The following is a 410-nucleotide window of genomic DNA, read 5'->3' as shown; positions in this document are numbered from 1 at the left end:
TTGGTGGTGTGACAGGCAATGGCGGTATCTTGGATGATGACCAACCAAGCATCACCACAGTGGAACCAGGCGCACCAGGCGTCGCTGGTGACAATGTGGTCGAAGGCAATGACTTGGTCTACACCGTCTCCTTGTCCGCAACAACAACAGTAGCAGCGACCTATGCTTACAACTTAGGCGGTGGTACAGCGACAGCCGGTGCTGATTACAACAGCACAGCCACATTTAGCAATGGTGTCACTTTAGTCGGTGGCAGCCTGATCGTTCCCGCTGGCGTGAGTACCTTCACGGTCACCGTCGCCACAATCAACGACAGTGTCGTCGATTCCGCGTCACCAGAAACACTGCCATTGGTTGTTGGTGGCGTGACAGGTAACGGCGGTATCATCGACAACGATCAACCAACGATC

The 410-nt window shown here is 54.4% G+C and carries 1 pseudogene; it reads left to right on the top strand.

The features are described from left to right. Window positions 1–410: pseudogene (locus H8K52_RS20700) on the top strand (hypothetical protein); the annotation flags it as partial.

It is taken from the genome of Affinundibacterium seohonense (assembly GCF_014284305.1).
Classification (GTDB): domain Bacteria; phylum Pseudomonadota; class Gammaproteobacteria; order Burkholderiales; family Burkholderiaceae_D; genus Undibacterium; species Undibacterium seohonense.
The sequence above is the reverse complement of the archived record's forward strand: the minus strand, read 5'-3'. Positions and strand labels throughout refer to the sequence as shown.